The 22,417-nt window shown below is 60.1% G+C and carries 22 protein-coding genes and 1 pseudogene; 9 read left to right on the top strand and 14 right to left on the bottom strand.

What is annotated here, in order from left to right:
• Positions 1–8: 8 nt before the first annotated feature.
• The 3 genes from BFP95_RS28105 to BFP95_RS28095 are packed head-to-tail and all read right to left on the bottom strand — an operon-like array spanning position 9 to position 2,126.
• Entirely contained in the window at positions 9–968 is a 960-nt protein-coding gene (locus tag BFP95_RS28105; protein ID WP_065890791.1) for a saccharopine dehydrogenase family protein, read from the bottom strand.
• Positions 965–1,366 (bottom strand): VOC family protein, encoded by a 402-nt coding sequence (locus tag BFP95_RS28100; protein WP_065911012.1) that lies wholly within the window; start codon positions 1,364–1,366, stop codon positions 965–967. The genes BFP95_RS28105 and BFP95_RS28100 overlap by 4 nt, the downstream gene beginning before the upstream one ends.
• Positions 1,367–1,382: 16 nt before the next feature.
• Positions 1,383–2,126, bottom strand: coding sequence for an SDR family NAD(P)-dependent oxidoreductase (locus BFP95_RS28095; protein ID WP_065911011.1), 744 nt, complete (start codon positions 2,124–2,126; stop codon positions 1,383–1,385).
• A gap of 138 nt (positions 2,127–2,264) precedes the next feature.
• Between BFP95_RS28095 and BFP95_RS28090 the strand changes: the two genes are divergently transcribed.
• The 5 genes from BFP95_RS28090 (at position 2,265) to BFP95_RS28075 (ending at position 6,763) form a co-directional block, all read left to right on the top strand.
• Positions 2,265–3,167, top strand: coding sequence for an AraC family transcriptional regulator (locus tag BFP95_RS28090; protein ID WP_175406001.1), 903 nt, complete (start codon positions 2,265–2,267; stop codon positions 3,165–3,167).
• Positions 3,168–3,596: 429 nt separating this feature from the next.
• A complete protein-coding gene (locus BFP95_RS30180; protein WP_256532845.1) occupies positions 3,597–3,728 on the top strand; it encodes a hypothetical protein in 132 nt (43 codons plus the stop codon).
• A 49-nt stretch (positions 3,729–3,777) separates the two neighbouring features.
• Complete coding sequence (locus BFP95_RS29295; protein WP_083207192.1) at positions 3,778–5,022, top strand: YcaO-like family protein; 1,245 nt, start codon at positions 3,778–3,780, stop codon at positions 5,020–5,022.
• 104 nt (positions 5,023–5,126) lie between these two features.
• Entirely contained in the window at positions 5,127–5,900 is a 774-nt protein-coding gene (locus tag BFP95_RS28080) for a class I SAM-dependent methyltransferase (RefSeq protein WP_175403061.1), read from the top strand.
• Between the two features lie 23 nt (positions 5,901–5,923).
• Positions 5,924–6,763 (top strand): alpha/beta fold hydrolase, encoded by an 840-nt coding sequence (locus BFP95_RS28075; protein WP_175403062.1) that lies wholly within the window; start codon positions 5,924–5,926, stop codon positions 6,761–6,763.
• 44 nt (positions 6,764–6,807) lie between these two features.
• On the opposite strand, the gene BFP95_RS28070 is transcribed toward BFP95_RS28075, so the two are convergent.
• From BFP95_RS28070 to BFP95_RS28045, 6 genes are read right to left on the bottom strand one after another with little or no spacing between them, the layout of a single operon-like run.
• Positions 6,808–8,550: an ABC transporter substrate-binding protein gene (locus tag BFP95_RS28070; protein WP_065872119.1), complete on the bottom strand. Its 1,743-nt coding sequence runs from the start codon at positions 8,548–8,550 to the stop codon at positions 6,808–6,810.
• Between the two features lie 32 nt (positions 8,551–8,582).
• Positions 8,583–8,855, bottom strand: coding sequence for a DUF2160 domain-containing protein (locus BFP95_RS28065; RefSeq protein WP_003232363.1), 273 nt, complete (start codon positions 8,853–8,855; stop codon positions 8,583–8,585).
• Between the two features lie 10 nt (positions 8,856–8,865).
• Positions 8,866–9,666, bottom strand: coding sequence for a carbohydrate ABC transporter permease (locus BFP95_RS28060; RefSeq protein ID WP_003232361.1), 801 nt, complete (start codon positions 9,664–9,666; stop codon positions 8,866–8,868).
• A 10-nt stretch (positions 9,667–9,676) separates the two neighbouring features.
• Entirely contained in the window at positions 9,677–10,543 is an 867-nt protein-coding gene (locus BFP95_RS28055; RefSeq protein WP_017735078.1) for a carbohydrate ABC transporter permease, read from the bottom strand.
• The gene (locus BFP95_RS28050; protein ID WP_065881937.1) at positions 10,540–11,637 is read right to left on the bottom strand and encodes an ABC transporter ATP-binding protein; all 1,098 of its coding nucleotides are present in this window, start codon (positions 11,635–11,637) and stop codon (positions 10,540–10,542) included. Before BFP95_RS28050 ends, BFP95_RS28055 begins: the two co-directional genes overlap by 4 nt.
• A complete protein-coding gene (locus BFP95_RS28045; RefSeq protein ID WP_065881935.1) occupies positions 11,637–12,731 on the bottom strand; it encodes an ABC transporter ATP-binding protein in 1,095 nt (364 codons plus the stop codon). Before BFP95_RS28045 ends, BFP95_RS28050 begins: the two co-directional genes overlap by 1 nt.
• Positions 12,732–13,113: 382 nt before the next feature.
• On the opposite strand from BFP95_RS28045, the gene BFP95_RS28040 reads away from it, so the two are divergent.
• Complete coding sequence (locus BFP95_RS28040; RefSeq protein WP_065911010.1) at positions 13,114–14,931, top strand: sigma-54-dependent Fis family transcriptional regulator; 1,818 nt, start codon at positions 13,114–13,116, stop codon at positions 14,929–14,931.
• Here BFP95_RS28040 and BFP95_RS28035 read toward each other — a convergent pair.
• The 4 genes from BFP95_RS28035 to BFP95_RS28020 all read right to left on the bottom strand — a co-directional run bounded on the left by BFP95_RS28035 (position 14,928) and on the right by BFP95_RS28020 (position 19,051).
• Positions 14,928–15,860, bottom strand: a complete 933-nt coding sequence (locus BFP95_RS28035; protein ID WP_065872115.1) for a FecR family protein — start codon at positions 15,858–15,860, stop codon at positions 14,928–14,930. The genes BFP95_RS28040 and BFP95_RS28035 overlap by 4 nt on opposite strands.
• Positions 15,857–16,399 (bottom strand): sigma-70 family RNA polymerase sigma factor, encoded by a 543-nt coding sequence (locus tag BFP95_RS28030; RefSeq protein ID WP_065872114.1) that lies wholly within the window; start codon positions 16,397–16,399, stop codon positions 15,857–15,859. Before BFP95_RS28030 ends, BFP95_RS28035 begins: the two co-directional genes overlap by 4 nt.
• Before the next feature lie 126 nt (positions 16,400–16,525).
• Positions 16,526–18,637, bottom strand: a complete 2,112-nt coding sequence (locus tag BFP95_RS28025) for a TonB-dependent receptor family protein (RefSeq protein WP_065872113.1) — start codon at positions 18,635–18,637, stop codon at positions 16,526–16,528.
• 144 nt (positions 18,638–18,781) lie between these two features.
• A complete protein-coding gene (locus BFP95_RS28020; RefSeq protein ID WP_065872112.1) occupies positions 18,782–19,051 on the bottom strand; it encodes a hypothetical protein in 270 nt (89 codons plus the stop codon).
• 240 nt (positions 19,052–19,291) lie between these two features.
• On the opposite strand from BFP95_RS28020, the gene BFP95_RS28015 reads away from it, so the two are divergent.
• The 3 genes and pseudogenes from BFP95_RS28015 (at position 19,292) to BFP95_RS28010 (ending at position 21,629) form a co-directional block, all read left to right on the top strand.
• The gene (locus tag BFP95_RS28015) at positions 19,292–19,573 is read left to right on the top strand and encodes a hypothetical protein (protein WP_065872111.1); all 282 of its coding nucleotides are present in this window, start codon (positions 19,292–19,294) and stop codon (positions 19,571–19,573) included.
• Positions 19,574–19,627: 54 nt separating this feature from the next.
• A pseudogene (locus BFP95_RS30510) lies at positions 19,628–19,720 on the top strand (DUF2256 domain-containing protein); the annotation flags it as partial.
• Between the two features lie 91 nt (positions 19,721–19,811).
• Positions 19,812–21,629: a sensor domain-containing phosphodiesterase gene (locus BFP95_RS28010; protein WP_065911009.1), complete on the top strand. Its 1,818-nt coding sequence runs from the start codon at positions 19,812–19,814 to the stop codon at positions 21,627–21,629.
• Here BFP95_RS28010 and BFP95_RS28005 read toward each other — a convergent pair.
• Entirely contained in the window at positions 21,580–22,329 is a 750-nt protein-coding gene (locus BFP95_RS28005; RefSeq protein ID WP_065911008.1) for a hypothetical protein, read from the bottom strand. The two genes, BFP95_RS28010 and BFP95_RS28005, sit on opposite strands and share 50 nt — an antisense overlap.
• Positions 22,330–22,417 lie beyond the last annotated feature (88 nt).

Raw genomic sequence — 22,417 nt, 5'->3', positions numbered from 1 at the left:
CCGATAGCTCAATAATCGATGATCTGCGTACCGGCAATCGTCTGGGCAAAGCCCACGCCGAACAGCTTTGCAGGTGTTTCGAAGCCGGCCCGGCGCTCACCGCCGAGTACCCGGCGCGCGGCTTCGACGGCTGCCAGTGGGGTGTAGCTGTAGCCGTTGACGGTCTCGATGACCGAACGCGCCACCGAACCATCGGCACCCATAACTTCGGCCACGGCGAGGGCGCGATGGGCGTCACGCTGTGCCTGGGTGGGGCCATCGGGCAGCAGCGACAGGTCGCCTTCGGGAAAGGCTTCGCCGGTGATGTGCACGAACATGGCGATATTCGGAATAGCGCTGGAATGCCAGGCCGTCACTAGGTCGCCAAACGACAAGGGCGCGCACAGCGCCGGGCCATCGCCAAAGTCCAGGTACTGCGGTTGCGCGTCCGGCGTGGCGACCAGTTGGCCGTCGATCCGCGCCATCACGCCGGCACCGATGATCTCGCCGACACTCATGGCCGACCCACGGGACATGGCGCCGGGCACCTGCAGAGCGATTTTTATCGACTGCGGCTGCTGCACACGGCGGGCAACATGCAGGGCCAGGCAGTCGGTGGGCACCACGTCCCAGCCCACACCGGGCAGCAGCATCACCTGCACTCCAGCCCCGAGTTGCTCGGCCAAGCGGTACACGTTGATTTCGGCGGTGATGTCCAGGTAGTCGGTGCCATTGGCGATGCACGCACGCATCAGGGCTCCGGCGGTCTGGGCGAAAGGGCCGGCGAAATTGAGCAGGACGTCAATCCCTTCCAACTGGGCGGCATCTGGCGTGAATACGCGGTAAGGCGCGTCCAGCTCAGCCGCCAGGGAAGCCAGGCGTTCGACGTTGCGGCCGGCCAGCACCAGGTTGAGTCCGCGTGTTTTCGCGTGTTGCGCCGCCATGCGTCCGGTGTAGCCGGTGGCGCCGTAGATCATCAGGGTTTTCATGAGGTGTGCTGCCAGTTCTTGTAGACGAATTCGAGGCTGTAGCCGTCCGGGTCAAGGACATTGGCCGCGTAGTAGTTGGGGTCGTAATGCAGGCGTGCACCCGGCGCGCCGTCGTCGGTGGCGCCGTTCGCCAAGGCGGCGGCGTAGGCGTTTTCCACCTCAGCGCGATTATTGGCGACAAAGCCCACATGCACAGCTCGCCCTTCCACCACGCCTTCGCGCAACCAGAAAAATATCCGGCCATTGGCGCCAAAGCCCTTCAAGTCCGGGTGGCCGGGTGGGCCGTCTTTGCCGTCGTAGTCATGCCGCGCAGTGATGCCGAGGGGCGTCAGGGTGGCTGCGTAGAAACGAATGGAGCGCTCAATATCACTCACCGAAATAAACAGATGATCCAGCATGGTGGGGTCTCCCGACTCAGATGATGTAGCCGCCCGCGACTTCAAGGGTCTGGGCATTAATCCAGCGGCCTTCTTCCGATAGCAACAGGGCGATTACCCGTGCCACGTCTTCCGGTTCGCCTACACGGCCAAGGGCGGTTTGCCCGGCCAGCTGGGCTTCGAACTCGTCGTTCAAGCCGCCGCCCAGTTCGGTGCGGATCGCGCCGGGGGACACGGCGTTGGCGCGGATACGCCGCTCGCCGAACTCCTTGGCCATGTAGCGGGTGAGCACATCCAGGCCGCCCTTGAAAGCGGCGTAAGGTGCGACGCCAGCCGTAGCGACGCGGGTGGTGGCGCTGGTGAGGTTGACGATGCTGGCGTGTTCTTCCAGCAGCGGCAGCAAGGTTTGGGTCAGGAAAAACGGCCCCTTGAGGTGCACGTTGAACAGGCCGTCGAATTGCGCCTCGGTCACCGATTCAAGGGGGTTGAACAGGCCGTAGCCCGCGTTGTTCACCAGGCCGCTCAGGGTGCTTACGCCCCAAGTGGCTTGCAGGGCGCGCGCCACGGCATCGTGGAATGCAGCGAAAGTGCTGACGGCGGCAACGTCCAATTGCAGCGCCACGGCTTTACCGCCTTCAGCCACTATGCGCTTGACCACCGCCTGCGCCGCATCCGGGTTGCTGTTGTAAGTAAGGATCACGCCGTGCCCCTGGCGCGCACACAATTGGGCGGTACTGGCACCGATCCCGCGGCTGCCTCCGGTAATTACGATGACGCTCATGGCCTGCTCCAGTGCTAAAAAGTTGAGTGACCACAGTAGCCATCACCCCACGCCTCCACGCAGCCGTTCCTACTCCAATCCTGCCTGTTTCTGCTTTTTGCTTGCGCGAGGTTTGTAGGAAGGAACAGCATGGCGGCCATGAATACTCAATTGATCGAACTGCGTGCCCTGGCCGCCAAGGCTGAAAACCGCCGCACCGAGACTGGTATCCCCCGCGTGGCGATGGTCCAGGGGGCGATTCCCGAGCATATGCTCGCGGCGGTGTATGACCCGATGATCAACCTGATCCTGCAGGGCAGTAAGTGCATGACCGTGGGCGACCGCACCTTGCGCTACGACCCGGCGACGTATTTTGTGATGTCCATCGAGCTGCCTGCCGTGGGGGTGGTGAACCCGGCGAGCACCGGCGAACCTTACCTGGCGGTGAGCCTGACCCTGGACCCGAGCGTGCTGACCACACTGCTCAATGACTTGCCGGCGCCCAGTGGTCGTCGCGAACAGGAAGCCGGTTTTTCAGTGGCGGCGGTGACGCCGGCCTTGATGGATGCCTGGGTGCGCATGCTGCGCCTGATGGGTGACCCCGTGGCGATCGCCGCCCTGGCACCGGTGTATGAGCGGGAAATCCTCTACCACGTGTTGCAAGGCCCCCACGGCTGGATGTTGCGCGAGATTGCTGCGCCGGATACCGCCATAGCGCGGGTCAGCCAGGCGATCCAGTGGATTCGCCGGGATTTTGCAGAGCCGATTCGAGTGGAAGCATTGGCGCAGAAGGCGGCGATGAGTGTTTCGGCGTTTCACCGGCACTTCAAGGCGGTGACTAATCTGAGCCCGTTGCAGTATCAGAAGCGTGTGCGATTGTTGCAGGCGCGCACGTTGATGGTGGCCAGCGCGAGCAGCGTGACAAGTGCGGCGTTTGAAGTGGGGTATGAAAGCGCGACCCAGTTCAGCCGGGACTATGCGCGGGTGTTTGGGCTGCCGCCGGCGAGGGATACAGCGCGAATTTTAGGCGAGAACAAAAGCCGTCATTCAATGCAGGACTGATCTGGGCGTTAGGCGCACCGTGGTGATGCCATCGCAGGCTAGCGAGCGCTCCTATCAATCTTTTTGCAAGCAAGCCCGACAGCGTCAGTAGTACATCAAACCAAGATCAATATCGGGACGGCCATCACCGCTTCACCACCGCGAAAATTCAACACCTCTGGAAGACTTACCCGCCCCTGCCCAGGGCAATGCCTACCGCTACTCCCCTTAGCGATGGATCTCACCACAGACGCAGCCCCCGGTTCCAAAGCAAAGCAACCTCTCCACAGCGGTGAAATATTGAAGTGAAAGAATTCATTTCCATAGCCCTCCGCCAACGCTTTTGCAACAGCTGCTCACATTTGCCCACGCCGGCCATTTTTAATAGGTTCTAGCCGTGCTCATCGAGAGCACGTCACCCTACCTTCAAACAAAAATGAGGCTTCAAACATGGGCTACATGGCTAGTGCAAACGCAAATAAAATCGCCGAGATGGAACAGCTGGAGCAGGAGCACGCGGATGATTTCATCGAGACCCTGCAACTCACTGATACGGAAAGAGCGGAGCTGGAAGCCGAGTAAGTGAGTCGAGGAGAGGCAATGCCTCTCCTCCTTCCCAGGAGTTACCTTCATGAGCATTCCCCAAGCCATCGCCCCCGAACGCTGCCAGACACTCGTACTCGCCCACCATCAGATTCTCGCCCAGTTGAGTGCGTTGAATTTGCGCGCACACTTGCGCATCGTGGGTGAAGGCGAGCTGTGCGTCCAAGCCTGTTTGTACGACGCACATGCGATAGAGGTCGCACGCGGCGCGGGCAAGGGTCCTCCGGCAACGGCACGTGTAGGCGCGTTATATGAGGCACTGGAACACTATTTGAGCGACGATCTGCATGCGTCGCCCCTTCACTGCCAGGCGTCCGGCTACTTTGTTGATCACCCACAGTTTGTCGATGACAGCGCGTTGGCATTGCTGGTCGCACAACAAGAAGACGCTGTCGTTTGCCGCACCTATCGCAGCTTGGTGGATGACCAGTCATTTTCCTACCCGCTAGCGTTGACCTGCCCACGCTACTGCGAGCAGCCACTGCATAACGATCCGACAGACCTGCGCGTCCTGCGCCGTTATTCGAGCAACAGCGGAACTGCCATCGGAGCCACGGCTGACGAAGCGCTTCTGCATGCCTTGAACGAGACTATCGAACGGGATGCCCTTTCACTGTTTCTGCTGGAGCATTTCTACTACCAGCGCCCGCTCAGTCGTCTACGCCGCGTCTATCCGGACAGCCTTGGACCCGAGGCCCGAGCCGTGTTGCAAACACTGAGTCAGCCCTTCGATGCAGAGGTGGTCTTGCTGGATATCAGCCGCGAATTCTGCGCGACCACCTGCCTGGCCTTTATCAACACGCCTTGCGCGATGCCAACCGTCTACGGCTCAGGCACCTCCCTGACGCCCGCGCACGCGGCCTGGCGTGCACTGACCGAACTAGCACAGTTGCAGGCGCTGGCGGTCGAACCGCCTTTGAGCCGTCATTTGCTCAATGCCCAGCGACACCTGGCACGATTCCCGCGCCTGCAACGCTGCCTGCAATTCGCCCCTGAGCGCCTGATGGCGCAACCCGTCGAATGGGTGCAACTCCACGAGCGGCCGGCGCCAACCGGTCTAGGCGAACAAATCACTCTCCTGGTGGGCGATATGGCCAGCCACAACCTGACACCCGGGGTGTGCCGCCTGTTTCAAAGCCAGCTTGGCACCACGCTCGTCCAGGTGGTGATCCCGGGGCTGGAGCGTTTTTTCCTGGTCTCCACCGGCAATATCGTGGTGCCGCAACAGCGCGGCAGGCGTCTATGCGGTGAATCGCAAGTTGCCACGCTATGAACCCCAGCACCGTGCAACGTCATTTTGAGCCATTGGGATTCGGGCTCAGTCAGCTGTTTGTACTCAATACCGGGAGCCGCCACTGGGCAGGCCGCAACAGGCCGATGCCCGACGATCAGGGGCAACGCCGCCTGAGCAGCCTCTTGCGTCCCTCCATGCTGCTGGGCCCCCTCACCAGCCATCACTGGAGCAATGAAGGCGTTGCACTTTTCTATCAGGCCGCTACGCCTGCGGCCAAGCACCTGGCATTTATCGAAGCACAGCAGCAAATCCATAGCGACGTGTGCTTTCCGTATCCGCCGCTGGAGATGCACGCTGAGGAATTCGTCTGCCCGCCGAGCTTTTGGGAGTGTGACGATGAGCGCGCCACGCAGTTGAACATCGACGAAGCGCACTTTCGTGAACAGTGTGTCGCTGTGCTACGCGAGCGCCTCAAGCCTGGGGCGCTGATCCATGACCCGGCGTGCTCCACCGGCGAGTTGATCGCCCATCTGGCCCAGGCGCTGCCCCGTTGCCGGTGCCTGGGCTCGGACCTTTCGGCCTCGATGATTCGCTACGCATCGCAACGCCACGTCGGTTCAACCGTGCGCTTCAGGCAAGCTGACGCTGCACGGGAAAACCCTGCCTGCGATGCCTTGATCCTACGCTTTCTCAACGCCGAGGTGGTCACGCGGCGCGACGCCGAAACCTTGTTGCGCACATTACTCGGCAGCCTCAAGCCGAGTGGCCTGGCCTTGGTTTTTGGTCATACGCCGGTACTGCCGGCAGTCCCCTGGATCGCACAAGCGCTGGGCATCACCTTGGAATCCTGTGTGGCAGCCCGGCCAGGACAGCTTGAGCTGTTTCAGTTTTACTTGCTCAGTCGCCCCTCGGCATGAAGCCTCTGTATCGCAGTGGGCACTTGCCGGTATCCGGCGGCCATCAGGTGTATTGGGAGCGGCACGGCCAGGAAGGTGGTGAACCGGTGTTCTTCTTGCACGGCGGGCCGGGCGGTAGTTCCAGCCACGATCACCTGGCGTTTTTTAACCTGGAACACTTCGAAGTCGTCCTGTTCGACCAGCGCGGTGGCGGACGCTCGAGTCCCCATGGCGAGTGGCAGAACAACGAAACGGCCCGGATCATCGAAGACATTGAAGCGTTGCGTAAGCATTTTGGCTTTACCCAGATCACATTGCTGGGTATTTCCTGGGGTAGTTGGCTGGCGCTCAAATATGCTTGGCAGGCCCCATCGCGAGTATGCCGATTGGTGCTGGCATCACTGTTCGTACCCACTCCCAATCACCTTGCCACCTACCATCGAGCACTAGCGTGCTACTTGAAGGCCGAGGCGGTTACATCGTTTGAACAAGTGTGCAAGGACCTCGAACAATCTTGCGAACGCTTGCAACACAAGGCAGCGATGGCATGGGTCGGCGCAGCGCTGCGCCTGAATCGCCAGCGGATGGGCAAGGCAGCCTTGGAGCACTTCATTGATGAAGTCGCCTTGCGCGCAATCCGTCTGGAGGTGCACTACCATCGCGCCGGTTATTTTTTTTGCGAGGAGGATCAGGGGCTGACACTGAGCTGTGCGTGCCACGTGATACAGGGCATCAATGACCCTATCGGCCTGTCGAGCCTGCGTTGGTTGCGCCAACGAGCACTGCTGAAATGCAGACTATTGCGCGCCGGGCATGATGCGTTTGATCCCGTGCTGATGCGTGCAATTCAACAAAGCCTGATGCGGGCAAACTGCGGACAGTAAAACGACACGCAAGCGTGTCGTTTTACCCTTCTGCACTGGCGTTATTACTTACGCGCCGCCTCCCACGACTTGAGCAGGTCGCTGTAGCTCACGGTCTCGCCTTTCGGCTTCTCATTCGCCAGTTTCGGTTTTGGCGCGCCCGGCTGGTCGAACCAGTACTGCGCGTCACGCTCGGGGTTCATTTTCGGGCCGCACACCGGTTGCACCTTGGAGCGCTCCAGGCGCGTCATGATCGCATCCTGCTCCTTGGCCAGGTTGTCGAGGGCCTGCTGCGGGGTTTTCTCGCCGCTGGCGGCCGCGGCGATGTTGCTCCACCACAGTTGCGCCAGGCGCGGGTAGTCCGGCACGTTGGTGCCGGTTGGCGACCATTCGGTACGGGCCGGGCTGCGGTAGAACTCCACCAAACCACCCAGTTTCGGCGCCATGTCGGTCATGGCCTGGGAGTTGATGTCGGACTCACGAATCGGCGTCAGGCCAACGATGGTTTTCTTCAGCGAGACGGTCTTCGAGGTCACGAACTGCGCGTAAAGCCAGGCCGCGAGTTTCTGTTTCTCCGGCGTCGACTTGAGGAAGGTCCAGGAACCTACGTCCTGATAGCCCTTCTTCATGCCCTTTTCCCAGTACGGTCCGACAGGTGACGGCGCCATGCGCCATTTCGGCGTGCCGTCGGCATTCACCACCGGCAAGCCCGGTTTGACCATGTCGGCGGTAAACGCGGTGTACCAGAATATCTGCTGGGCGATGTTGCCTTGGGACGGCACCGGGCCGGATTCCGAGAAGGTCATGCCCGCCGCTTCCGGTGGCGCGTAGGCTTTCATCCAGTCCACGTATTTCTGTGTGGCAAATACCGCGGCCGGGCCGTTGGTGTCGCCGCCACGGGTGACGCTGGAGCCCACCGGGTGGCAGTCCTCCACGCGAATGCCCCACTCGTCCACCGGCAAGCCGTTGGGCAGGCCCTTGTCGCCGCCACCGGCCATGGAGAACCAGGCATCGGTGAAGCGCCAGCCCAGGGACGGGTCCTTCTTGCCGTAGTCCATATGCCCATAAATGCGCTTGCCGTCGATTTCCTTGACGTCTTCGCTGAAGAATTTGGCGATGTCTTCATAGGCCGACCAGTTCACCGGCACACCGAGGTCGTAGCCGTATTTTTCCTTGAACTTGGCTTTCAGCTCGGGGCGCTCGAACCAGTCGGCGCGGAACCAGTAGAGGTTGGCAAACTGTTGGTCGGGCAATTGGTAGATCTTGCCGTCCGGCGCGGTGGTGAAGGAGATGCCGATGAAGTCCTTGATATCCAGGGTCGGCGAGGTGAAGTTCTTGCCTTCATTGGCCATCAGGTCGGTGATCGATTCGGTCTTGCCATAGCGAAAGTGTGTACCGATCAGGTCGGAGTCGTTGACCCAGCCGTCATAGATGTTTTTGTCGGACTGCATCTGGGTTTGCAGCTTCTCCACCACGTCGCCTTCCTGCAGCAGGTCGTGGGTCAGCTTGATCCCGGTGATCTCGGTGAAGGCCTTGGCCAGCACCTTGGACTCGTACTCGTGGGTGGTGAGGGTCTCCGACACCACGTTGATCTTCATCCCACGGAAGGGTTCGGCGGCTTTGATGAACCACTTCAACTCTTCGAGCTGTTGGGCTTCGGTGAGCGTCGACGGCTTGAACTCGCTGCCGATCCATTTTTTTGCGGCATCTTCATACGCATCGGCCCAGGCCGAGGCGCTCAAACCGCTGAGGGCCAGTACGGCGGCCAATGAAATGCTATGTCGCAGCTTATTGTTTTTATTCAACATAGAGACCTCCAGGTGGTTTATTCACAAGGGCTTCAGCCCCAACGCATCACACTCAACAGCCATACCAGGGAGAGCGCGGACGCCACCCAGATGCTCCAGTCGGTAACGCCGATGACCAGCAAATGCAGGTAGGCGCTACCGAGAAGACCGATAAACAAGCGATCACCACGGGTGGTGCTGATCGGCAGAAAACCCCGCCGAGGGATACTCGGCGAGCGCAGTTCCCAAGTGGTCATGCCCGCCAGGATCAGGGCTATGCCGCCAAAGAACAGCGCCGTGGGGGTGGTCCAGGCCATCCATTCCATCATCGACTCCTCAGACCCGGCCCAGGGCAAAGCCCTTGGCCACGTGGTTGCGAACAAACCAGATCACCAGCATGCCGGGAAGGATAGTCAACACCCCCGCCGCCGCCAGTACGCCCCAATCGATACCCGACGCCGAGACCGTGCGCGTCATCACCGCCGCAATAGGCTTGGCGTTGACCGAGGTCAGGGTGCGCGCCAGCAGCAGTTCGACCCAGGAAAACATGAAGCAGAAAAACGCGGTCACCCCAATGCCCGAGCCAATCAATGGGATAAAAATCTTCACGAAAAACTTAGGAAACGAGTAGCCATCGATGTAGGCGGTTTCGTCGATTTCCTTGGGCACGCCGGACATAAAGCCTTCGAGGATCCACACCGCCAACGGCACGTTGAACAAGCAGTGCGCCAAGGCGACGGCAATGTGCGTGTCAAACAGACCGATCGACGAATACAGCTGGAAGAACGGCAGCAAAAACACCGCCGGCGGTGCCATACGGTTGGTCAGTAGCCAGAAAAACAGGTGCTTGTCGCCAAGAAAACGGTAGCGCGAAAACGCATAGGCCGCCGGCAGCGCCACGCTCAAGGAGATCACCGTGTTCAGGCTCACGTAGTACAGCGAGTTGAGGTAGCCGGTGTACCAACTCGGGTCGGTGAAGATCACCTTGTAATTGGCCAGGGTGAAGTCCTGCGGAAACAACGTCAGCCCACCGAGGATTTCGGTGTTGCTCTTGAAGGACATGTTCAGCAGCCAGTAGATCGGCACCAGAAGGAACAGGATGTAGATCAGCAATGGAATCAGCTTGCGCTTGCTCATGTTGGCGGCCTCAGCGGTTGGCGTCGGAGTGGGTCATGGCGGTGTAGAACAGCCAGGACACCAACAGGATGATCAGGAAATACACCAGCGAGAATGCCGCCGCCGGGCCCAAGTCGAATTGGCCTACAGCCATCTGGGTCAGTGTCTGACTGAGGAAGGTGGTGGCGTTACCCGGTCCGCCGCCCGTGAGGACGAAGGGTTCGGTGTAGATCATGAAGCTGTCCATAAACCGCAGCATCACCGCGATCAGCAGCACGCTCTTCATCTTCGGCAACTGGATATGTCGGAAAACTGCCCAGGCGGATGCCCGATCAATCCGCGCAGCCTGGTAGTACACATCCGGAATGGCACGCAGTCCCGAATAACAGAGCAGCGCTACCAGTGAAGTCCAGTGCCACACGTCCATCACCAGCACGGTGACCCAGGCATCCGCCGTGTTGGCCGCGTAGTTGTAGCTGATCCCCAGGGCGTTGAGGCTGTAACCCAACAGGCCGATGTCGGCGCGCCCGAAAATCTGCCAGATGGTGCCCACCACGTTCCATGGAATCAGCAGCGGAATGGCGAGGATGATCAACACCAGTGACGACCAGCGGCCCTTGGTCGGCATGGTCAGGGCGATGGCGATGCCCAGCGGGATTTCGATCAGCAGCACGCAGGCCGAGTAGATGAACTGGCGCAGCAGCGAGTCATGCAGACGCGGGTCGAGCAGCACTTGCTTGTACCAGTCGGCGCCGACGAAGTAGCGGCTGGATTGGTCAAAGATGTCCTGCACCGAATAGTTGACCACGGTCATCATCGGGATCACCGCACTGAACGCTACCAGCAGGAACACCGGCAACACCAGCCACCAGGCCTTGTTGTTCTGCACCTTGTTCATGGCAGCACCTCCAGCAGGTAATCGTCGGCATACACCATCAGCCATTGCGCCGGGAAACTGATGGAGGCCTTGCCTTCGGGCACCGGTTTGTCTTCGGCCAGGCGCACCTTGAGCGTGGCGCCGTCGAGGTTGAGGGTGACGATCTTGTAGGTGCCAAGGTCTTCAAGGTGTGTTACATCGGCCTGCAGGGCGTCAGGGTTGTGCTCGTCCCACACGTGGATAAATTCCGGACGGATCCCCACCTGCAATTTCTTGTAATCGGTGCTGGCAATACGTTGCTGCAAGGCCTCGGACAATGGCAGGTGCGTGCCAGCAAACCGTACCCCGCCCGCTTCGGCCTGCACCTCGATCAGATTCATCCCAGGGCTGCCGATGAAATAGCCGACAAAGGTGTGGCTCGGCCGTTCGAACAAGTCACGGGGCGTGCCGAACTGCACGATCTGGCCGCCGTACATCACCGCGATTTTGTCGGCGAAGGTCGAGGCCTCCAACTGGTCGTGGGTCACGTAGACCATGGTGATGTTGAATTGCTCGTGGATCTGCTTGAGCTTGCGCCGCAGTTTCCACTTGAGGTGCGGGTCGATCACCGTCAGCGGTTCGTCAAACAGGATCGCCGACACGTCGTCGCGCACCAGGCCACGGCCCATGGAGACTTTCTGCTTTTCGTCGGCGGTGAGGTTGCGGGCTTTTTTGCTCAGCAGGCTTTGCAGGTCAAGGACTTCAGCAATTTCCTGCACCTTGCTGTGAATTTTCGCTTCGGCCATGCCCTGGTTGCGCAGGGGAAATGCCAGGTTATCGAACACCGTCATGGTGTCGTACACCACCGGGAACTGGAACACCTGGGCGATGTTGCGTTTTTCCGGGGTGAGGTCGTTGACCACCTTGCTGTCGAACAGCACCTGGCCTTCAGACGGGCTGAGCAGGCCGGAGATGATATTGAGCAACGTCGACTTGCCGCAGCCCGACGGCCCGAGCAAGGCGTAGGCTCCCCCCTGCTCCCACACGTGGTTCATTTCCCTAATCGCGTAGTCCTCAGGACCACTCGGCGTAGGGCTGTAGCTATGCGCCAGGTTCTGCAAGTGGATCTCGGCCATCAGGCAACCCTCGCGACACGGCGTCCGGGGGCCTGGACCAAACGGCCCTGGCCATCGAACACAAACAGTTTATGGGTGGGGATGTACACACGAATCGGCGCGTCGACGTCGTATTCGTGCACCCCCGACAGGTGCAGCACCAACAGGAAATGCTCGCTGCGTACGTGCAGGAAGGTTTCCGAGCCGCTGATCTCCGCGACTTCCACGGTCACCGCCAGCTCCAGATCGTCGTCGTTGCTCGGTACCAGGCTGATATGGCTGGGGCGTACGCCAAAACGGAACTCGCCTTCACCGATGGGGCGCAGGTCGACGTTCAGCGGGAAGTGCACGAAATTGGCGAAGCTCACTTCGTTGCCGCTGATACGCCCTGGCATCAGGTTGATCGGCGGTTCGGAAAACAGCTCAGCGGCCAGCACGGTCTGCGGCTGGTGATACACCTCGGCGGCTTTACCGCTCTGGACCACCCGGCCTTCGTGAAGAATGGTGGTGGTGCCACCGAGGGCCAACGCTTCATTGGGCTCGGTGGTGGCGTAGATGGCGATGGTGTGACGTGCTGCGAACAGTTCGCGCATTTCCTGACGCAGCTCTTCGCGCAGTTTGTAGTCCAGGTTCACCAAGGGCTCATCGAACAGGATCAATTCGGCGTCCTTGACCAACGCGCGGGCCATGGCCGTGCGTTGCTGCTGGCCACCGGAGAGTTCAAGCGGGTGGCGCTGGAGGAATTTCTCGATGCGCAGCATCTTCGCGGTTTCCAGCACCTTGCCCTGGATCACCTCGTCGGACACACCGGCCTGGCGCAACGGTGAGGCGATGTTCTCGAACACGGTCATGGTCGGGTAGTTGATGAACTGCTGATACACCATCGACACGTTGCGCAGGCGCACCGGCTTTTGCGTGACATCCACACCGTTCATCAGGATGCGGCCACTACTGGGCTTGTCCAAGCCGGCCATCAGGCGCATCAGGCTGGTCTTGCCGGACAGGGTGCGACCGAGCAGGACGTTAAAGGAACCGGCTTCGAAACGCAGGTTGGCGTCGTCGATCCAGGTTTGACCTTCGACAACACGGGAGACATTTTCCAGGGTCAATGACATGACACGACCTTTTTATTATTGGAATGAATCTGGCCAGATGTGACAGCTAGTTTCGTGCCAAAACGGCAAGTGCTTGATGTGCAAGGAAATGGCTTAAATGGGATGTTCAGGTGTGAACAGAAATGAACAACGCAGGCTGAACAACTGAACAGTCAGGGGTTGACAATGAACAGTACTGAACAACACTGTTTGAACTCGATTTATCGAATATTGTAGGACTAGTGCGGGAGCGGGCTTGCCCGCGATGGCGGTGGGTCAGCCACTTGATGAGCAAGCTGATATACCGCAATCGCGGGCAAGCCCGCTCCCACATTTGATGTGGATACCGTTCCAACCTGTAGATTGTGCAAGCCCAATAACAATAAAAACGAAGGTCGCCCCCATGGCCGAACCCTTGGCTCACGACACCCTTATCCAGGAATCCTGGCGCCGTTGCCGCGCCTTCGGCCTGGACCACCAGAGCACGCCCAGCTTCGACCAACTGCCCGCCGAGGGCATCAGCCAATTGCTCGAAAGCCAGCACTCGCTGGTGCAAACCACCCATCAGGAAGTGCTGCCCTACTACGAGAACATCCTCAGCAACTCCAATTGCCTGATCATGTTGGCTGACAACCAGGGCCAGGTGCTGACCAGCTGGGGCACCCAGCGTTTTATCGAGCCCAAGCTGGCTCGGGGCTTCAACCCCGGCGCCAGTTGGATAGAGCGTTCCAGCGGCACCAACGCTATCGGCACCGCGCTGGCCTGTGCCCAGGCGGTGCATATCGAACACGATGAGCACTTTCTCAAGGCCAACCGCTTCATGACGGGCTCAGCGGCGCCGATCTTTGATGCCCAGCGCGAGATCATCGCGGTGCTGGATGTGTCCAGCGACAGCTACCTGCCGCCCTCCCACACCCTGGGCATGGTCAAGATGATGAGCCAGACCGTGGAGAACCGGCTCATCCTCAACCTGTTTCGCGGTGAACATTTCCAACTGACCTTTAACACTGGCTTGAGCAATCTGGATAGCCAGTGGGCCGGTCTGCTGATTTTTGATGAGAGCGGCCAAGTGCTGTCGGCCAACCGTCGCGCCGACAACCTGTTGGGCATCAGTTTGTCGCGGGTGATGATCGACAGTTTGTTCAAGGTGTCGTTGCTGGAGTTGTTGAACCAGCCGGAGGGGTTGCCCTTCTCGCTGCAAGCGGCGGGACGCAACCGGTTCCAGTGCGTGTTGAAGCGGCCTCAGCAGATGCCGGTGCAGGCCCGCGTATTCACGGAGCCGGTGCCGGCCAAACCCACGTCGATTGGCCTCAAGACCCTGCATTTTGGCGATGTGCGCGTGGAGAAAGCCGTGCGTCAGGCCGAGCGCTTACTGGAGAAGGACATCCCCCTGCTGATCCACGGTGAAACCGGCGTGGGCAAGGAAGTGTTCGTCAAAGCCCTGCACCAGGCGAGCTCACGCAGCCAGAAAGCGTTTATTGCGGTGAACTGTGCCGCGATTCCGGCAGAGCTGGTGGAGTCGGAACTGTTCGGCTACGAAAAAGGCGCGTTCACCGGCGCCAATCAAAAAGGCAGCATCGGCCTGATCCGCAAGGCCGACAAGGGCACGCTGTTCCTGGATGAAATCGGTGATATGCCGCTGCCGACACAGGCCCGCCTGCTGCGGGTATTGCAGGAGCGTTGCGTGCAGCCGGTGGGCAGCAGCGAGTTGTTCCCGGTGGATTTACGCATCATTTCGGCCACCAACCGCACGTTACGCGAGCTGGTGCAGGCCGGGCGGTTTCGTGAGGATTTGTACTACCGTATCGGCGGCCTGACGCTGGAGCTGCCGCCGTTGCGCGAGCGTACGGACAAGCAGGCGCTGTTCCAGCAACTGTGGCAGCAACACCGCGAGCCGACCCAATGGGCGGGCCTCAGCGCCGAAGTGCTGGCGCTGTTCGATCAGCACCCTTGGCCGGGGAACTTGCGCCAGGTCAGCAGCGTGTTGCAGGTGGCGCTAGCCATGGCCGAGGAGCAGCCGATCCGCCCGGAACACCTGCCGGATGATTTTTTTGTGGATTTAGACATGGCGGCGCCGCGGTCCGCCAGTGACGAGCTGGACGACAGCATCGACCTGAACCAGCGCTTGAAGGCTGCCGGCGGGAATATTTCCCACCTGGCGCGCGAGCTGGGCGTGAGCCGCAATACCTTGTACAAGCGCCTGCGCCAGAACGAAGGCTAGCGCGGCTTGACCACCACCAGCAGGTCGGTGAAGTACTCCACTTGGATCGGCAGGTTATCCGCCAGTGACGACAGCGCCGCCGCCGTGTCATCCAGCTTGAAGACCCCCGATACCCGCAGGTTCTGCAGGGCCTGAGGGTCGAAGCGCAGCATCCCGTGGCGATAGCTGGCGAGGGTTTGCAGCACCTCGCTCAGGGGTTGGTCGTTGACTTTGAGCAGGCCGCGGGTCCAAGCGTCCGGGTCGGCATCGGCGATGGCTTGCGGCGGCTGGGCGCGGCCGTGGTCAAGGACCGAACGCTGGCCGGCCGTGACCTTGACCCCCTCGCTGGCTTCACCTTTGACCGCTACGCTGGACTCGATCACCGTGACGACCGTGGTGCCGTCTGCCGCCCGCTTGACCAGATAACGTGTACCCAATGCGGTGGCCGTGCCTTGGTCGGTGCGCACCACAAAAGGCCGTTGCGCATCCTTGGCCACTTCGACCCAGAGTTCACCTTGCAACAGCTCGATCACGCGTTGATGCCCGTCGAATTTCACGTCGACTGCCGAGTTGCTGTTGAGCTGCAACTGGCTGCCGTCTTCGAGGGCAATCTGCCGGCGCTCGCCGACGGCGGTGCGCTGGTCGGCCATCCAGACCGGCACGTGTTGCAAGCCCAGCCAGCTGCACAAGACCACGCCGAGCAAGCCCGCCACCTGCGCACCACGCGGACGTTGCGGGGTAAACGCGCGGTTCAGGGCAACACGGGCGGGCTTGGCGGGCAAGGTGTCGAGGCTGCCCCACAAGGCGCGCATGCGTTCAATGGCCACGGCGTGACGCGGGTCGGCCTGGCACCAGGCATTAAACGCGTGACGGTCGGCGTCGCTGACGTCCTCGTCGTGCAGGCGGGTCAGCCACTGCGCCGCTTGCTGGATGATCTGCTCGGTGCTCATACCAGCGGGTCTGTCGGGTGCAGGCTGTGGTAGCAATGCACCAGGGCGCTGGAGATGTAGTTTTTGACGGTGCTGGAAGAGACGTCCAGGCGCGTGGCGATTTCGCTGTAGGTCAGCCCATCCAGGCGACTCAACAGGAAGGCTTCGCGGACTTTGGCAGGCAGGCCAGTGAGCATCTCGGCGATGCGTTCCAGGGCTTGCAGCGCCACATGAATCGCGGCTGGGTCGGGCATGCCGGCGTCTTCGCACTGGATCACCAACGCCTCCATGTAGGCTTTTTCGATACGGCGACGACGAGCGCCGTCGATCAACAACCGCCCTGCCGTGGTGGCCAGGAAGGCGCGGGGTTCCTTGATAGTTTGCGGTTCGGCCAGCATCAGTACGCGGATGAACGCGTCATGCGCCAGGTCGGCGGCATGCTGGGAGCAACCGAGTTTCTTGCGCAGCCAGCCGTGCAACCAGCCGTGGTGCTCGCTGTACATCGCCGTGAGAGTCTGCTGCCGGACGGAGTCGCCCAGCGCGGCGGGAATGTCATGCATGCGCAAAAAGATCTCAAATGGGAAGTGTTACCAATTGCGCAAACAATGCCAGTAAATCGGTGTAGGAGCAAGGGCCTGTCCCTCTCTGAAAGTAGCCCCGATCAAATGTGGGAGCTGGCTTGCCTGTCAGCGCCAGCTCCAGGAGACGCCGGTGTAGATGCCGCGGCCATCCGCTGGCGTCGAACGCGCTACATCCTGGCCCTTGTCGTCATAGCCCGGCGTGACCGTATTGGCGTAACGGCGGTTGGTGAGGTTGCGCAGGTCGACCCAGGCTTGCCAGTCTTGCTTTGGCGCGTCGTAGCCAAAGGTGGCGCCGAGGATGGTGTAGGACGCAGCGTAATAGGAGTTGGCGTAGTCGACCGCCACGCGCGAGGAATATTCGCTATTGAGGCTGGTAAAGAAACCCGTCGGGTGGCTGTAGCGCACTTGCGCCTGGTAGTAGTGCTTGGGGATACCGGGCAAGGTGTTGTCGCCGAAACGGTCGTCGTCGCGGTAGTGGAAGTCGCTGAAGGTATAGGCCTGGCGCAGGGAGAGCTGGCCGTTGCAGCCGCCGTCCCACAAGGGGCTGAGCAGGCTCACTTCCAGGCCTTGGTGCACAGTGGGGCTGGCATTGGCTTCGGCGATAATGGCATTGCTGGTGGACGTTTGCGCCTGGGTTTCCACGGTGAGCAGTTCGTGGCGCACTTCAGAGCGGTACAGCGCCAGGTCCCATTGGCCGAGCCACGCTTCGCCACGCCCGCCGATTTCCAGGGTGGTGGCGGTCTGGTTTTCCAGGCTCACCCCTTCGCGCGCCAAACCTTTGGCCGGCCCACTCGTGAAGTATTTGTTGGAGCCCCAGATCATCGACCACGCGTGCGGCGGCTCGACCGAGCGGCTCAGGTTGCCGTACACCTGCAGTTGCGGATTGAAGTCATAACGCAGGCCGATGCGCGGCGCGTAGTCCCAGTCGTGCTGGCTGAGCGGCGCCTGGCCTTCGGGATAGGTGACCTGGGTTTCGCGCCGGGTGTAGATCGCGGCCAGGCCGGTCGTCAGCCACAGGTCAGGGACCAGCTCCAGGTCGTTGCCGATATGCAGCACGGTGTCGGAACCCAGATAGCTGTAGTCGCGGGTCTTGGTGCCCGGGGCGTAGCCAGCGGTATTGCCGGCGGGCGTGCGCACATATTCCGCAGCGCCGTTGTTAGGCATCGCTTGGGTAGTGCGCAGGCCCAGCGTGGTTTTGCTGTCGTGGCCGAACAGCGTGTCCTGGCGGATGTAGTTGAGGGTGCCGCTGACATCGGTGTAGGCGACTTTAAGGCGGTTGGTGCCTTCGCGCAGGTCCATCGGGTAGTCGTGGTAGGCCAGCCCGACTTCGACCCGGGAATTGTCGTCCAACTGCAAGGTGGTCTTGTTGGCGATCCAGGTGGAGCCCGGTTGCAGGCGCTTGGAGTCGCGGGCGGCGTTGAGGCTGTTGGCCGCCCGCGGGTCATGGCTGATTTGCGCGCGCGTGAGCTTGCCGGGGGTGTCGTTGTTGGTTTCGCGGTAGCGGAAATAAAAGCGGGTTTCCAGGTCCGGGTTGAAGCGGTAGCCGAAGTTAGCGGCCACGCCCTTGCCGGTGGCGGCGCTCTGGCGCTGGTAGCCGTCAGACGCGGAGTCGGTGAGGCTGATGTAGTAGTCGGCATCCCCCAACACCTGGCCGGAACTGATCTCACGCTGCGCGTAGCCCTTGCTGCCCGCCTCGTATCGCACCTGCAACTTAGGCGCATCGTAGCCCGTGCGGGTCACGTAGTTGACCGCGCCACCGAGGGCCAGGGCGCCCTGGTCAAAACCATTGGCGCCGCGCAGCACTTCGACGCGGCTTTGCCACAAGGGGTCTTTCAGCTCATAGGGGGTGCCACCAGGCCCGGTCAGTGGCAGTCCGTCGAACATTTCATACAAGCCGGAGGCATGGGAACCGGGGCTGCGGTTCAGGCCAGAACCGCGAATCGAGAGTTTCACCCCTTCATTGTTCGCTGCCTTGGCGTACACCCCGGCCTGGTACTTGAACACGTCTTCGTTGGTGCTCACCCGCCCCTGCTGCACGCTGTTCATGTCGATGTAGTTAGTGCCGCCGGGGACGTTTCTGAGCTGCGCCTGCGCCATTTCACCGGCGCTGGCTTCGCTGCCGGTGACTTCGACCGGGGCCAATTGCAGGTCTTCGGCGTGCACCAGTGAGCTTAACGTCAGGGCGGCAAACAGGAACGGAGGGTGGCGCAACAGCATCGGGCAAGTCCTTGGAATTCGGGGGCACGTGGTGGGAAGACTGAGACGCCCGCCAGGTCACTCCCTATTAACGCACCAGCCCCTTCACAAAACAGCATCAACTGTAGCTGGTTCGCAGATACTGTCATTTCGGACGCAAAGAACTCAGCCGCCAGGTTCGCCTAACGTCCGCATCAGTTCCTCTGCTTCTGATCCTGGAGCAAACCTGAACCCAACCATTTCATCAGTGTCGAGAATTTCGCCCAACGTTCTCAATACCTGCGCCTCAGTGGGCGATTCACGCAGCAATTTGTGCGCTGGCAGCAACAACTCGGAGGAAACACCCTGAGCGCTTGCCGCGTCGATTACCGCGAAGAGGATAAAGCGCAGGCGTATTTCGCGTTCAGTCGGCCAAACCGTTTTTCGCTTACCCATCGTGAAGGCTTCACTTTCAGAAAAATCCGAGGCTATTGCCGGCAGACAGGTGTTTCAAGCCACGGGGTGCAAGATAGGCCGCCTCCTACATGCAAAACGGAAACTCCCTACTGGCAGATAGGGCCGGCCATCCGGTTTTCTCTAAGGCCTTGCATAACCGGCAATCACTCCGTGGAAACCTCTGGGTCAGGCAGGAGGTCTACCGCCTGAATCCGCCCGCTAATTAAAGGAAGCAATCTCATGTCTCAAACTTATCAGGGCACTGCCAGTGTGTTGTTGGCTTCTCGCCACTTGGGCGTGGAGCCAGACGAGTGCTTGAACGAAAATGTGACCGTGCGCCTTTCGGAAAGCGGCACGCCGACCATCGCACGCCTGGAAGTCGATCAGCCCGTACAGTGGCCAGGACACGCTAACCACGTGGAAGTCAGGCTGCCTGATGGCAGCGTTGTGAAGGGTGTGATCGTGGAAATCAACCGTCAGGCTGAACACGCCGCATGGTTGACGTTCAGCCTGGACGATTGACGGGATGGCGTCGTCAAGGCGCCGCTTTCAAGCGCGTCGTAAGCCGCAAGATAATGCTGGGACGAGGTGCGCTATTGCTCCGAGCGGTGTCGACGAGGCAAGCGCCCGCTTCCACCGCCGGCACAAGGCTGCAACCCTGCACAATGATTTGCTATTGTCTTGATAGATAAATAGGTAATCCGGTAGGACACCGTAGCTGATAGGTTTCAGGCAAGTCTACGTATACGCAGGGGTCAACATGGACGAAGCAACTCCGACTTCAGACTATGAAGTACAACGCTTGCAGCGCGTCGCAGCCTTGTGCGCTCGCGATGCCGAACACGACGACGCCTTCGAAAAACTGGTCGCGATGACCTCGAACTATTTCGGTGCGCCCATCGCGCTGATTTCAATCATCGATGAGCATCAGCAGTGGTTCAAAGCACGCATCGGCATTGAAGAAGAGCAAACCGCGCGCGAAATTTCATTTTGCGCCTATTCGCTGTTCGACCGGGTACCGCTTGAGATTCTCGACTCGCACAACGACGAGCGCTTTATAAACAATCCGATGGTCACCGGCACGCCCTACATTCGGTATTACGCCAGTGCGCCACTGATGACGGCTGACGGCTTCTCGCTGGGCAGTCTGTGTATCATCGATACCGTGCCCCGCGAGCCAATGAGCGAGCGTGATTTTTCCATGCTGGTGTATTTCGCTGAGCTGGTGATGATGCACATCACTGGCGCGCGTGCTCGCATTTACATCGACCAGCCTACCGGGCTGTTCAACCGCCTGCGGTTTGAGGAAGACATCCGCCAGGCAGCGGCGACGTCCGAGCATTTTCACGTTTTTGCCGTTGATATTGTCTCCCCGGCCTTCTTGAACAACGTGGTCAAAGCGCTCGGCTACAATTTCGTCCAGGACCTGATCCTGGCGATCAAAGCACGTTTGCACGCGCTGCTGCCCAGCCAATGCCTGTTATATAAAATCAGCCCGACGCGCTTCGGCTTTTTGTCAAAAGGCAGCGTGCCTCTGGAGGATGTGTGCGCCAGGATTCTTGAAGATTTTCATACACCCGTCGAGTGCCACGGGATCCCGATTCTCATGCATGCCGGTATTGGTGTCCTGGCAGTCACCAGTGGCGAGCCGCAGGATTGGATCAGGCTCGTCGTTGCCGCAGCGGACGACGCCAGGGACAGAAACCTGGGGTGGTCGCTTTATCAACCGCACATCGATGCGGCGCAGCAGCGTGCTTTTATGCTCTTGAGTTCGTTGCCGGACGCTATGCGTGCCCGTCATCAATTAAGCCTGGTATTCCAGCCGAAGATCCAACTGCCGCAGGGTGAATGCAGCAGTGTCGAGGCATTGCTGCGTTGGGAGCATCCGCTATTCGGCGCGATCTCCCCTTCGGAATTTATTCCCTTGGCGGAAACAACCGCGCTGATGCATTCGATCAGTTTTTGGGTACTCGACGCAGTCCTCCATCAGGCACTGTCCTGGAAACAGCAAGGGCTGGTGATTCGCATCGCCATGAACGTCACCGCGGGCGACCTGGAAACACCGCGATTTATCGACAAGATGATCGATGACATCCACAGGCTCCAACTCGACCCTGCCACGTTCGAGCTGGAGTTTACCGAAAGCGCGTTGATGACTGATGCAGACACGGTCAGCCGGCAACTTGAACGAGCCCGCGGATACGGCATAGGCGTTGCTATTGATGACTTCGGCACGGGCTATAGCAATTGGACGTACTTGCGCCAATTGCCCATTGATTCGGTCAAGCTGGATCAGTCATTGATCAGCAACATAAAAACCCATGAAAAAGATGCGCGTCTGGTCAAAACCCTGATCGAATTGGCAAGGGGACTCAGCTACAAGGTAGTCGCAGAGGGCGTGGAAAACGCGGATACCCTCGAATTGATCACTCAATGGGGATGCTCGGAGGCCCAGGGTTTCTTGATCTCCAAGCCAATGGGGGCAGACGCCCTCGCCGATTGGTTTCAGGCAGGCGGCTACCGCACGATTACTGCACCGGCAGAAAATTCATCAGCAACAAGCTCTGCGCGTAGTTGACACCTATGCGCCGGTAGCGCTCATCGAGCATCTGGGTCAGCAGATCGAGGCGAGCGACAATCTTGCCGAACTCCACCGCGAAACTCAGGTTGCTGCCCTCCTCCGATATCTCGTTGGAAAACAGCAGCAACACCCCATTCGCATCCTGGCGCTTGCTCAGCAGCCAGGTGGCCTTCTCGATATTGCGCGCAGCATTGCTGACGAATTCAGGGTTGATCGCATCGGTGATGTAAAACTCCGTGCGCCCACCGTGAGCAGTCACGATCATGCTGCCGATGGCATAGATAAAAGCGCCGACGCGGTCGCCTTTGAATTCTGGGCTCAAGGAATAGCTCAGCGCCGCCAAGTCACGGCGCTCCCCCAGCGCTGGAAGGGATCGGCGTTGCTCGATGGCCTGGCGAATCTCCCGCGCAGCGGTCACCGCATCCGGGTAACCCGACTGACGCCACTGGCTGGGATTACGCAGATAGAGCTTGTTCATGAGCAAATACAGGCTTTGCAAATTGTCGCGCATGCCCAGTGTTGCCATGCGATCGACACTGGTCTGGAAGAATTCATCAGGTTTGCCATTGCTGAACTGCTTGGCGATATCCCGACCCTGTTGCTGGCTGCAAGCGCTGGCGCAGAGCATCAGCACGGCAGCCAGCAGCATGGGCTGGCGTAGCCGTCGAATATTGAAACGAGGAAACGTGCGATCCATCGGCACCCGATCTGGCTCATCTGCCCACGCGGGAATCGGCGGGGCTGGGACAAGGATAGAGCTAAGAAATCAAAAAAAGTGCAATGGC

The organism is Pseudomonas sp. 58 R 12, assembly GCF_900005865.1.
In the GTDB taxonomy this organism is placed as follows: Bacteria; Pseudomonadota; Gammaproteobacteria; order Pseudomonadales; family Pseudomonadaceae; genus Aquipseudomonas; species Aquipseudomonas tritici.
This window is presented reverse-complemented; position numbering and strand designations above follow the sequence as displayed.